This window comes from Acidovorax sp., assembly GCF_047607405.1.
Classification (GTDB): domain Bacteria; phylum Pseudomonadota; class Gammaproteobacteria; order Burkholderiales; family Burkholderiaceae_C; genus Acidovorax.
Genome location: NZ_JASGDA010000073.1, coordinates 19,619 through 29,045, shown reverse-complemented (window position 1 = coordinate 29,045; position 9,427 = coordinate 19,619). Strand labels below are relative to the sequence as shown.

Annotated in this window: 11 protein-coding genes and 1 tRNA gene; 1 reads left to right on the top strand and 11 read right to left on the bottom strand. The window is 63.0% G+C overall.

From position 1 onward, the window contains the following. The 8 genes from QM569_RS08495 to infA form a co-directional block, all read right to left on the bottom strand. Positions 1–472 (bottom strand): hypothetical protein (locus QM569_RS08495; RefSeq protein WP_414986796.1); only part of this gene is annotated, 472 nt, incomplete at its 3' end. 23 nt (positions 473–495) lie between these two features. Continuing rightward, positions 496–891: a hypothetical protein gene (locus tag QM569_RS08490; RefSeq protein ID WP_414986795.1), complete on the bottom strand. Its 396-nt coding sequence runs from the start codon at positions 889–891 to the stop codon at positions 496–498. A 39-nt stretch (positions 892–930) separates the two neighbouring features. Beyond that, positions 931–1,794, bottom strand: coding sequence for a hypothetical protein (locus QM569_RS08485; RefSeq protein WP_414986794.1), 864 nt, complete (start codon positions 1,792–1,794; stop codon positions 931–933). After that, positions 1,791–2,363, bottom strand: coding sequence for an ATP-binding cassette domain-containing protein (locus QM569_RS08480; RefSeq protein WP_414986798.1), 573 nt, complete (start codon positions 2,361–2,363; stop codon positions 1,791–1,793). Before QM569_RS08480 ends, QM569_RS08485 begins: the two co-directional genes overlap by 4 nt. After that, entirely contained in the window at positions 2,363–4,000 is a 1,638-nt protein-coding gene (locus QM569_RS08475) for an ABC transporter transmembrane domain-containing protein (protein WP_414986793.1), read from the bottom strand. The genes QM569_RS08480 and QM569_RS08475 overlap by 1 nt, the downstream gene beginning before the upstream one ends. A gap of 77 nt (positions 4,001–4,077) precedes the next feature. After that, entirely contained in the window at positions 4,078–4,296 is a 219-nt protein-coding gene (locus QM569_RS08470; RefSeq protein ID WP_414986792.1) for an integrase arm-type DNA-binding domain-containing protein, read from the bottom strand. Between the two features lie 239 nt (positions 4,297–4,535). Beyond that, positions 4,536–4,612, bottom strand: a tRNA-Pro gene (locus QM569_RS08465). 73 nt (positions 4,613–4,685) lie between these two features. Then, positions 4,686–4,943 (bottom strand): translation initiation factor IF-1, encoded by a 258-nt coding sequence (infA, locus tag QM569_RS08460; RefSeq protein WP_414986791.1) that lies wholly within the window; start codon positions 4,941–4,943, stop codon positions 4,686–4,688. A 124-nt stretch (positions 4,944–5,067) separates the two neighbouring features. Here infA and asd point away from each other — a divergent pair, with 124 nt between their 5' ends. Then, the gene (gene asd / locus QM569_RS08455; protein WP_414986790.1) at positions 5,068–5,916 is read left to right on the top strand and encodes an archaetidylserine decarboxylase; all 849 of its coding nucleotides are present in this window, start codon (positions 5,068–5,070) and stop codon (positions 5,914–5,916) included. 71 nt (positions 5,917–5,987) lie between these two features. Here the strand turns inward: asd and hutG are convergent, their stop codons facing one another. The 3 genes from hutG to hutI are packed head-to-tail and all read right to left on the bottom strand — an operon-like array spanning position 5,988 to position 9,417. After that, positions 5,988–6,791, bottom strand: a complete 804-nt coding sequence (gene hutG / locus QM569_RS08450; RefSeq protein WP_414986789.1) for an N-formylglutamate deformylase — start codon at positions 6,789–6,791, stop codon at positions 5,988–5,990. Next, complete coding sequence (locus tag QM569_RS08445) at positions 6,791–8,173, bottom strand: formimidoylglutamate deiminase (protein WP_414986788.1); 1,383 nt, start codon at positions 8,171–8,173, stop codon at positions 6,791–6,793. The genes hutG and QM569_RS08445 overlap by 1 nt, the downstream gene beginning before the upstream one ends. Further along, complete coding sequence (hutI, locus tag QM569_RS08440; protein ID WP_414986787.1) at positions 8,170–9,417, bottom strand: imidazolonepropionase; 1,248 nt, start codon at positions 9,415–9,417, stop codon at positions 8,170–8,172. Before hutI ends, QM569_RS08445 begins: the two co-directional genes overlap by 4 nt. Between the last annotated feature and the right edge of the window lie 10 nt (positions 9,418–9,427).

The window sequence follows — 9,427 nt, the reverse complement described above, 5'->3', positions numbered from 1 at the left end:
CGGTGTCGATGCTGCCGTTGGCGTTGCGGTCCCAGACCAGGAGCGCGTCGTCCTTTCCGGCCCAGCCGGTTTTGGTGAGAACGCCATCGCCGTCGTGGTCGAAATAGACGTTGCTGGCCAGGCCCACTGTCTCCAGGCCGTCGCCGTCCAGGTCCAGGATGAGGGGGTCGCGCGGCCAGGTCCAGGTTTTGGCGCGGTCCCACCAGTCTTTGATGTTCTTTGACAAATCATGAAAATGATTCTTCCAAGTATCAGTTACGATATCCCACTTCTCGGAAAAGTCATCAAAATGCCGCCTCCATTTGTCGATTCTGTCCCGCATTTCCGGGATCTGATCACGATAAAAATCCATCAGCTCAATAAGTCGCTGGTTTATTTCCATCGCATCGACGCCATCGCCGCCGATGTCGCGTAATTTCTCCCAGAGGCGCTCAACCGCCTCATCACCTGACCTCTCCAAGACTATCTCCATGGGGGTATCGAGCGTCCAGCTGTCTAATTCGAGGCCGTTGTCCTTGAAGACATCTTCATGGATTTTTTTGTTTCTTTATAGGTCAGATCTCGATTCAACTCTCCGTTATTTTCGTTCGCAATTAGCTCATATTCTTTGAGAGTCCTTTCCGCCATGTCAGTACGAATTTTTTCGATTTGCGCCGGAGTCAGATTTCTACACTGATCGCCGCCCATCCCCATGATGGCAGTTTCTTGCAGATATTTCAGTGCAGCATTTCCCGCAAACGAATCGCCTCTTGCAACACCTTCGGCCCAACCGGCATAGTTATATCCTTGAGCATAAAGTGAGCTGTATGCATCAGCTGCCGCTGCAGCCCCTCTAGTTTGGACGGACTGTTGAAGTGATCGAAGTTGAGACGATGTAACTGTTTGCGGCATCGCGTCTTTCCTTGGAAGTTGAAATGGGAGATACAGTGGTTATTCTTCTGCTGCGCTTCTTACTTCAAAGCTATAAATCAGCTCGGAAACAGAGTTGCGAATGGAGTGCCACTTAGGCAGTAGCGCTGGACTGAACCCCGCATCAATTCTCACCTTTGCTTTTGGCTCAAGTCCAAAATGCATATGACATGTCGCAACGCCGCCAGGTACTGAAGTTCTTCCGCAGGAGATGAAAGTGTCGACATGGCTTGTTGTTTTATGTATGTAAATATCGTCTGTTGAGTCGCTTTCACGGGCAGGTTTGCCAGTGCGTGGATCGGCACCAGCGACAACATACGCATCCAACCCGACCGTATCCATTCGAGGTGCGCGTTCATAATTTGCAAACCAATATTCACTTTTCTCCCACAATTTCTTTGCAAGCCCGCTATTTGCATTAGCGCCCATGCCTGGATATATACTCCCCGCATTGATGCCAATGTCGATCCACGGGTTTTCTGGTTTAAGCCGGTAGTTTCGACGGGCTTCTTTCAGTTCTATGGTTTCCAATCCCTTCATATCCGGGAAGCGTGCATTCATTCCGAAACTGCGCAGTTTCGATTTGAAATTGCGTTCGGGGATGGATTCTTTACGTTTTTCTCCAAATCCAGGATCGTCGTCGTATTCCACATATTCTGCATAGTGCCGAGGGATGCGGACCTTCATTCCGCCAAGGTCACCAATAACATCTTTCGGGGTATGTTGCGCCAAATTCATTCCTGGCGGCTGAAAGCCAAACAATTGACTTTTTGTGGGCTGAAATTCCCAGAAGGCATAACCACTGGCTATTGACAGCCCCACCAACATATAAACTATCCAGTGCCTTCCCCGCGAACGATTGCTGTGCTGGTTTCCGCTGCTCATGTTTCGTCCTTCACCAAGCTCATGTGCATGGCATGCTGCCCCATATTCACCACCTCATCCACCTGCAAGCCCTTCGGTAACTGGTGCGTGATGAAGATCATCGTCACCTTGCCCTTGAGGCGATTGATGGTCTGTGCAAAATGCTCGGCAGTCTGCTGATCCAGATTGGAAATCGCCTCGTCGAAGATCAGCACCTTGGGGCGCTTGAGCAGAGCGCGGGCAATGGCTATGCGCTGGCGCTGCCCGCCAGATAGCCCCGTGCCGCGCTCGCCGATCTCGGTCTGGTAGCTCTGCGGCAGTTTTTCGATGACTTCGTGAATTTCTGCCGCTTGGCACGCGGCGATCACGTCCTCGAAACTGGCATGCGGGTGGGCCATGGAGAGGTTGTCGTAGATAGTGCCGGAGAACAGCACCGTTTCCTGCGGCACCACGCCGAAGGTGGCGCGCAGTTCGTTGGCGGCCAGTTGCCGGATGTCGCGCCCGTCCAGGGTGATCTGCCCTTCCTGCGGCCAGTAAAAGCCTTGCATCAGCTTGGCCAACGTGCTTTTGCCGCAACCGCTGGGGCCCATCAGCACGGTGAGCTTGCCGGTGGGGAGGCGAGGCTCAGGTTGCGGTAGAGCCAGGGGTGCTGCGCGGAGTAACGGAAGCCCACGTCGCGGATGTCGATGCGGCCTTCGCCGCCCGCAGCGCGTTGCGGGGTGAGTGTGAAGGGCTCTTGCGGCATATCCAGGATGTCGCCCAGCCGTTTGACGGAAATACTGGCCTGCTGGAATTCCTGCCACAGACCGACCAGACGCAGCAGCGGTTGGCTCATGCGGCTGGCGAACATCTGGAAGGCCACCAGCATGCCGACCGTCATGCCCGCTTCGGGCCGCATCACCAGCCAGGCACCGACGATGAGGATGGAGAGCGTCATCACCTGTTCCAGCCCGTTGGCGACGACGTTGTAGGTGTTGCCCACCTGCTTGGTGGCAAAGCCTGCCGAGAGGTACTGGGCCAGGTAGGTGCCGTAGCGCTTGCCGACGTCCGGCTCCAATTGCAGCGATTTCACCGTGGCCATGCCGGCCAGGTATTCGGTGAGGAAGGCTTGGTTGCGCGCGCCGAGCAGGAACTGCTTGTCCAGCCGCTCACGGAAGATGGGCACCATGAGCAGGCTGGCGGCAACGATCACAGCCATGATGCCCAGCGCGATGAGGGTGAGTTGCCAACTGTAGGAGAACATCACCGCCAAGAAGATGAGCAAAAAGGGGAGGTCGAGTACCAGACTCACCGCCGCACCGGAGATGAATTCGCGCAGTTGTTCCACGCCATGCAGCCGGGCCACCAACGTGCCGGTCGGTCGTGCCTCAAAGTACGGCAGCGGCAGGTGCAACAGGTGCTTGAGTACCTTCTCGCCCAGCACGGCATCAATGCGACTGCCGGTGTGCAGCACCAGATATTGGCGCAGCCAGCTCATGCCGCAGGTGAACAGCATGAACACCACCAGCGCCACGCCGAGCACGATGAGCGTGCTCTCCGAATGGTGGGCGATGACTTTGTCGATGATGACCTGGGTGAAGAGTGGCGTGGCCAGGCCGACCAGTTGGATGGCGAGGCTCGCCAGCAGCACGTCGCACCAGATGCGTTTGTGGCGCAGCAGTTCGGGGACGAACCAGGAGAAGCCGAAGGGCTTTTTAAGGGGCTCGGGGGACTCGGTCTTGCTGACCGATTCGGAAACAGGTGGCTCGGCCTGCGCCACCAGCAGCAGAACCGGCGCAGCTTGGGCACGGGCAACGTCGAGGGCCAGGGTTTCCGAAGCCGACTGGCCGGGCTTGACCCAAGCCAGGGTGTCGTCACCGTGCTGGACGATCAGCGCCGGGGTGAGAGTAGTGCGGGATGGTGGCTGGAGTGGCGCGGCAGTTGCATCCTCGCCAGAGGCCCCTTGCGTAGCTTCATGCGGGGGTGCAGCCAGCAGCGCCACAGCAGGCAGAGGCAAGGCCGACAGCCCCGCTTCGGGCCAGTGTGCCAGCCCGGCCTTGAGGCCGAGCGCGTTCAGAGCCTCAATCAGCGTGGGCAGATCAATTGGCGGCGGAAAACGCCTGACCACCAGTTCCGCATTGAAGGGTTGGCGATAGAAACCGGCCAGGCTCGCCAGGAGCCACAGCGCGGCTTGGGTGTCTATGTGTTCTTCCGAATCGGCAACATCATCCTGATGCACTCCCTGCATGCTTTGTTCTTCTTTATCATGAGTAATTTACGGCAAACTTATCATGGATTTGTAATGGCGGGGTTGAAGATGACGCTCTAACGGCACCCCAGAAGTTTGCCGCCATCTTCTTGCTGCGCCGCTCGGCGGGAGGGGTCGGCACCATTCTCCAGCGTGCGCTTGGCATCGTCACGGCACCGCTTGGTCTCCCTTAATATCACTTCCGGGTAGATGTCCAAGCTCAGGCGTTTCTCCCGCCCGGCCCAGCGATACATGAGCCACCACCACTTCCCACTCGAAGGGTGATCTCCAGGCACAGCCCCTCGCCATCGAACATCTTGCGGGGCTTCTCTGCGGGCTTTGCAGCATGGATTGCGGCATCCGTCAGGGCATTGGGGCAACTCCGGGAAGGGTGGGGGCGACGGATCAAAAAGTTGCCCCCATTGTTGCCCGGCTGCATGCGAACACCAACGGACGCCAGCGAACAACCAACCCAAGCCCCACAAAGAGAAATCCGCCAGGCCCGGATGGATACGGACGCTGGCGGACAAAGTATTGGTCGGAGCGGCGGGATTCGAACTCGCGACCCTCTGCTCCCAAAGCAGATGCGCTACCAGGCTGCGCTACGCTCCGACAATCCAGCATTCTAACCCGCCAACTGCTGCCTTCCGGACCGGCGGCGGGCTTTTAACGCGTTCTTTTGGGGTCAGCGGCTGGAGGTCTGGCCGGGGCCGGGGCCACGGCCTGCCAGGTGGCGGAATGTGATGCGGCCCTTGGTCAAGTCGTAAGGCGACATCTCCAGCGACACTTTGTCGCCCGCCAGGATGCGGATGTGGTGCTTGCGCATCTTGCCGCCGGTGTAGGCGATCAACTGGTGCCCGTTGTCCAGCGTCACGCGAAAGCGCGAGTCGGGCAAGACCTCCGTTACGGAGCCCTGCATTTCAATGAGTTCTTCTTTGGCCATGGTTTCGTTTTCAGTCTCTGACAGACCTGTGCTGTGCAGAGACTGTCGATTGTACTGCGATGGGCAGCGCGGGGCCTGGCCGGGTCACTAGAATCGACCGATTTGCCCTCAGGGGATCACGCCCGTGTCTGATCGTCTTGCCGTTCTCCCCCAGTACCTTCTTCCCAAACAGGCGCTGACAGCGCTCGCTGGCAAGCTCGCCTCGCTGCAAGGGGGCAGCCTGACCACGGCGGCCATCCGCCGCTTCGTGGCCCGTTACAGCGTCCACATGGCCGAGGCGGCCAACCCCGACATCGCCAGCTACGCCACCTTCAACGACTTCTTTACCCGCGCCCTGAAGCCCGGCGCACGCCCGCTGGCGCAGGCCGATCTGATCTGCCCCGTGGACGGCGCCATCAGCCAGTTCGGCGCCATCGACAAGGACCAGATCTTCCAGGCCAAGGGCCACCGCTATTCCACCACCGCGCTCGTGGGCGGCGATGCGCAATTGGCCGCACGCTTCGACAACGGCCACTTCGCCACGCTGTACCTGAGCCCGCGCGACTACCACCGCATCCACATGCCCTGCGCGGGCGAACTCACGCGCATGGTCCACGTGCCGGGCGACCTGTTCTCGGTCAACCCGACCACGGCGCGCGGCGTGCCAGGGCTGTTCGCGCGCAACGAGCGGGTGGTGTGCGTCTTTGAATCGGCCGACGGGCCGTTCGTGCTGGTGCTGGTGGGCGCGACCATTGTGGGCAGCATGGCGACCGTGTGGCACGGGCTGGTGAACCCGCCGCGCCCCGGCACGCTGCGGCAGTGGGACTACGCGGCGGGCCAGGTCCGCCTGGGGCAAGGGGACGAGATGGGGCGCTTTCTGCTCGGCTCCACCGTGGTGATGCTGTTCCCGCAAGGGCCGCTGCGGTTCAACCCGCAATGGGCGCCAGCGCGGCCCATCCGGCTGGGCGAGGAAATGGCGCAGCGCGTTTCATAGTCAAAATGGCATCCAGCCCTTGCTGAACGGGCGCTGATAGCTATGTTTTTGATAGCCAATCCAAAATCCATCTACCGCCGGGCAGCAAACGCCAGCGCCGCCTCCAGCATGCGCTTGAGATGCGGCTGCACGCCCGCCGCCACTTCGGGCAGGTAGTCGAACGGCAGCGCTTCCTGCATGTAGCTGCACTGCGTCATCTCCAGTTGCACCGCATGCACGCCCTGCCCCGGCTGGCCGTAGTGGCGTGTGATGTAGCCGCCCTTGAAGCGGCCGTTGAGTACGGCGGTGTAGCCCTGCGCAGCCTTGGCGATTTGCAGCAGCTCAGCCGCTAACTCTGGCGCACAGCTTGCGCCGTCTGCGGTGCCCAGGTTCAGGTCGGGCAGCTTGCCCTCGAAGAAACGGGGCAGCACAGAGCGGATGGAGTGCGCGTCCCACAGCACCGCCACGCCGTGCCGGGCGCGGATGCGGTCGAGTTCGGCGCGCAGCTGGGCGTGGTACGGAGCCCAGACGGCTTCGCGGCGGGCCGCAATTTCTGCCTCATCGGGCACGTCGCCCTTTGCGTAGATGGGCGTGTCGTCGAAGGTGTCCACGGGGCACAGGCCGGTAACGCTCTGGCCGGGGTAGAGGCTGGCGCCGTCCGGCGGGCGGTTCAGGTCCACCACGTAGCGCGAATGCGTCGCCACCAGGATGGATGCGCCCAGGTCTTTGGCAAAGGCGTACAGGCGCTCCATGTGCCAGTCGGTGTCGGGCACGTGGCGGGCCTCGTCGGTGAAGCGTTCTGCCAGCGCAGGCGGCACGTAGGTGCCTGCGTGCGGCATGGAGATGAGCAGGGGCCGGGTGCCTTGGTGGAAGGTGAAGGGCTGCATGGCGGTCATCAGGGTTGGATGGTGGCGGAGCGGGCGGCGATGAAAGCCTGCGCGGCGGATGCGTGCAAGGCGTGGCGGCCATTCGCCACGCGCTGCGCGCCCGCCGCCCACAGGCTGTGGATGGCCGATGTGCGGTGGCTGGCGAAGACGTGGGCCGACAGCATGGCGGGCGCGGGCAGGCCCGCCAGGGCGGGGTGCTGCGCATCCAGCGCCACCATGTCGGCCTGCTGGCCCACAGCCAGGCCCCCGATGGCGCGGCCCGCCGCCTGTGCGCCACCTTGCACGGCTTGCAGGGTCATGGCGGTTGCCACTTCGGGCTGGCTGGTGGTGGCAAGCACGTTGCGCTGGCGGCGCGACAAGCGCTGTCCGTATTCGAGCATCAGCAGCTCTTCCGCCGCGTTCACGCAGGCGTGGCTGTCGGAGCCCACGCCCCAGCGGCCTCCGTGTTGCAGCCACAGCGGCATGTCGAAGATGCCGTCGCCCAGGTTGGCTTCGGTCGTGGGGCAGATGCCTGCGACGGCTCCTGTGCGGGCTGCGGCGGCGTATTCATGGGGCGTCATGTGCGTGGCGTGGACGAGGCACCAGCGCTCGTTGACGGGCGCGTGGTCGAGCAGCCACTGCACGGGGCGCTGGCCGTTCCAGGCGATGCAGTCGTCCACCTCTTGCGTCTGCTCGGCGATGTGGATGTGGATGGGGGCTTGCGGGTTCAGCGCCGTCAGGCCCTGCACGGCGGCGGCCAGGCTGTCGGGCGGCACGGCGCGCAGGGAATGCGGGGCAAGACCCAAATTGGCCTCCAGCGCTTGTGTGGCGGGCACCAGAAGCTCCAATAACGATAGCATGCTGTCGGTGCTGCGGATGAACCGCTTCTGGTCGTCACGCGGCGGCTTGCCGCCGAAGCCGCTGGTCTGGTACAGCACGGGCAGCAGCGTGATGCCGATGCCAGCGGTGCGCGCGGCGCGCAGCAGGGCCAGGGACAGCGTGGCGTCGTCGGCGTAGGGTTTGCCGTCCATGTCGTGGTGTACGTAGTGGAATTCGCAGACGGACGTGTAGCCCGCCTCCAGCATTTCCACGTAGAGCCAGGTGGCAATGGCCTCTAGCGACTCGGGCGCGATGCGGGCGGCAAAGCGGTACATGAGGTCGCGCCAGCTCCAGAAGCTGTCCTGGCTTTGCCCCCGGTATTCCGTCAGGCCCGCGAAGGCGCGCTGGAAGGCGTGCGAGTGCAGGTTGGGCATGCCGGGGATGACGGGGCCGGGGGCGCCGGGGGCGCTGCCTGGCATTGCACCGGGCGTGACGGCGGTGAAGCGCCCTGCCCCGTCCCATTCGATGAGCACGTTGCGCGCCCAGCCGGTGGGCAGCAGCGCATCGGCGGCGAACAGTTGGCTTGTCGTCATGGCATGGCTCCGTGGATGCGGCCCTGCCGCACGATGGTGCAGGCGGGCTTGTGGCCGAACCAGTAGGCCAGTTCTGCCGCCTCGGCCACGGGCCAGAGCACGAAGTTGGCGGGGCGGCCCGCTGCGATGAGACCGTGCGAATCCTGCAAGCCCAGCGCCCGCGCTGCGTGGGTGGTGATGCCTGCCAGCGCCTCGGGCACCGTCAGGCGGAACAGCGTGCAGGCCATGTTGGCCATGAGCAGCAGACTCAGCGCGGGCGAGGTGCCGGGGTTGTGGTCGGTGGACACGGCCATGGGCACGCCCGCGGCGCGCAGCGCCTGGATGGGCGGCAGGTGCGTGTCGCGCAGCGTGTAGTACGCGCCGGGCAGCAGCACGGCCACCGTGCCTGCTGCGCGCATGGCTGCTATGCCTTCGGCGGACAGGTGTTCGATGTGGTCGCACGACAGCGCGCCGTAGCGGGCGGCCAGCGCCGCGCCGCCCATGTCGGAGAGCTGCTCGGCATGCAGTTTGACGGGGATGCCCAGGCGCTGCGCGGCCTGGAAGACCTGTTCCGTCTCGGCCAGGGTGAAGGCGATGCGTTCGCAGAACACGTCCACGGCATCCACCAGCCCTTCTTGTGCCAAGGCGGGCAGCATCTCGTTGCAGACCAAGTCGGTGTAATCCTGGCTGCGGCCCGCGTATTCGGGCGGCAGCGCGTGTGCGCCGAGGAAGGTGGTGCGCACCGTCACGCCAAAGGCTTCGCCCAGGCGGCGGGCCACGCGCAGTTGCTTGCGTTCGTGGGCCAAAGCGAGGCCGTAGCCGGACTTGATTTCGATGGCGCACACGCCTTCGGCCAGCAGGGCTTGCAGGCGCGGTGCCGCCAGGGCGAATAGTTCGTCTTCCGATGCCGCGCGCGTGGCGTACACGCTGGAGACGATGCCGCCGCCTGCCTTGGCGACTTCTTCATACGTGGCGCCTGCCAGGCGCATGGCGAATTCATTGGCGCGCTGGCCGCCATAGACCAGGTGCGTGTGGCAGTCCACCAGGCCGGGCGTCGCCAGCCTGCCGCCCGCGTCGTGTTGCGGCATGGCGGCGTAGGCGGCGGGCAGTGCGGATGCGGGGCCAACCCAGCGCACCGTGCCGCCCTGCACGACCACGCTGGCGGGTTGATGGGCACCCAGCGGCACGTCGGCCACCGTGAGTTCGGCCACGGGCCGCAGCTTGTGCCAGATGCCGTCGGCGCTGGGAGCGGGTTGCGTGTGCATGGTGTACTAT

What these genes read in the sequence shown, in the direction of transcription:
- QM569_RS08445 (WP_414986788.1), bottom strand. Translation starts at nt 8,173, where the DNA reads ATGACGACAAGCCAACTGTTCGCCGCCGATGCGCTGCTGCCCACCGGC.
- QM569_RS08490 (WP_414986795.1), bottom strand. Translation starts at nt 891, where the DNA reads ATGCCGCAAACAGTTACATCGTCTCAACTTCGATCACTTCAACAGTCC.
- hutI (WP_414986787.1), bottom strand. Translation starts at nt 9,417, where the DNA reads ATGCACACGCAACCCGCTCCCAGCGCCGACGGCATCTGGCACAAGCTG.
- QM569_RS08480 (WP_414986798.1), bottom strand. Translation starts at nt 2,363, where the DNA reads ATGGGCCCCAGCGGTTGCGGCAAAAGCACGTTGGCCAAGCTGATGCAA.
- QM569_RS08475 (WP_414986793.1), bottom strand. Translation starts at nt 4,000, where the DNA reads ATGCAGGGAGTGCATCAGGATGATGTTGCCGATTCGGAAGAACACATA.
- QM569_RS08485 (WP_414986794.1), bottom strand. Translation starts at nt 1,794, where the DNA reads ATGAGCAGCGGAAACCAGCACAGCAATCGTTCGCGGGGAAGGCACTGG.
- infA (WP_414986791.1), bottom strand. Translation starts at nt 4,943, where the DNA reads ATGGCCAAAGAAGAACTCATTGAAATGCAGGGCTCCGTAACGGAGGTC.
- hutG (WP_414986789.1), bottom strand. Translation starts at nt 6,791, where the DNA reads ATGACCGCCATGCAGCCCTTCACCTTCCACCAAGGCACCCGGCCCCTG.